Annotated in this window: 2 pseudogenes and 1 other annotated feature; of the pseudogenes, one reads left to right on the plus strand and one right to left on the minus strand. The window is 62.4% G+C overall.

The window, feature by feature from the left end:
* Window positions 1-149 precede the first annotated feature (149 nt).
* Window positions 150-1,387 (plus strand): annotated as a pseudogene (locus G455_RS25265) (IS3 family transposase); the annotation flags it as partial.
* Window positions 484-637, plus strand: a sequence feature (AL1L pseudoknot). (Overlaps the previous pseudogene by 154 nt.)
* Window positions 1,388-1,397: 10 nt before the next feature.
* Here G455_RS25265 and G455_RS26595 read toward each other — a convergent pair.
* Window positions 1,398-1,478: pseudogene (locus tag G455_RS26595) on the minus strand (IS5/IS1182 family transposase); the annotation flags it as partial.

Below are 1,478 nucleotides of genomic sequence, written 5' to 3' on the forward strand. Positions count from 1 at the left end.
TCGGTGTGGTGCGCCGGCGCTTCTTCGTGCCGCGACCGCGCTTCAAAAGCCTTGCCGAACTGAATGCTTGGCTGCGAGATCGCTGCTTGGCTTGGATGAACCGCGCCGGGTTTGCCGGAGGCTCCAACTCCTGAGTAAGGTGGAGCATCATGAGCAAGACAACGAACAAGTTTTCCCCAGAAGTGCGCGAACGCGCCGTGCGTTTGGTCCTCGACAATGAGGGGCAGCATGGATCGCGCTGGCAGGCAGTTATGTCGATTTCCGCGAAGATTGGTTGTGCGCCGCAGACGCTGAACGAATGGGTCAAGAAGGCCGAGGTCAACAGCGGCAAGCGCGCGGGCATCCCGACCGACATGGCAGAGAGTGCGGACCGATCGCAAGGCGATCAAATGATCCGGGGGATCATTTGAAGGGCCAAACGAAAGCGCTGGAACGAGAGAACCGGGAGCTGCGCCAGGCCAACGAGATCCTGCGTAAGGCGAGCGCATATTTTGCGATGGCGGAGCTCGACCGCCGGTCGAAGTGATGGTCGGGTTCATCCATTGCCCGGCAGCGCATGCACGCATGCGCGAGAGGGGACGATCAGCGTGAGGCGCACGGGGTCGAGCCGATCTGCAGAGTTCTGCCGATCGCCCCGTCTACCTACTACGATCACCTGGCGAAGCGGGCCGATCCGGCCCGGCTGTCGGACCGCGCCCGGCGCGACGAAGTCCTGCGGCCCGAGATCGAGCGCGTCTTCGAAGAGAACTGGCGCGTCTACGGCGTGCGCAAGGTCTGGCGTCAGCTGGATCGGGAAGGCTTCCATGTCGCCCGTTGCACCGTTGCCAGGCTGATGAAGAACATGGGCATTCATGGCATCATCCGGGGCAAGCCGCACAGGACGACGATCCCCGACAAGAAGGCCTCGTGTCCCCTGGACAAGGTGAACCGGCAGTTCCGCGCGCCTGCTCCGAACATGCTCTGGGTCAGCGATTTCACTTACGTCGCCACTTGGAGGGGGTTCGTCTATGTCGCTTTCGTCATCGACGCCTACGCGCGCCGCATCGTTGGCTGGCGGGCGAGCCAGACAGCGCACGCAGGTTTCGTTCTCAATGCCCTCGAACAGGCTGTCTGTGATCGCCGCCCCGTCAAGGGCGCAGGGCTCGTCCATCATTCCGACCGCGGGTCGCAATACCTGTCGATCAAATACACTGAGAGGCTGGGCGAGGCTGGCATCGAACCTTCCGTCGGCAGCGTCGGAGATAGCTACGACAACGCCTTGGCGGAGACGATCAACGGTCTGTTCAAGGCTGAGGTCATCCATCGTCGCGGGCCGTGGCGCAACTTCGAGGCCGTCGAGTATGCCACCCTCGAATGGGTCGACTGGTTCAACAACCGCCGCCTGCTAGGCTCAGGACTCATAACCAGAACATCACAGTTGCGGCGAGAGCGACGGCGGAGAGGAAGACCTTCGGGCATCTGTCGTAGCGGGTCGCCAC

Source organism: Pseudodonghicola xiamenensis DSM 18339, assembly GCF_000429365.1.
In the GTDB taxonomy this organism is placed as follows: domain Bacteria; phylum Pseudomonadota; class Alphaproteobacteria; order Rhodobacterales; family Rhodobacteraceae; genus Pseudodonghicola; species Pseudodonghicola xiamenensis.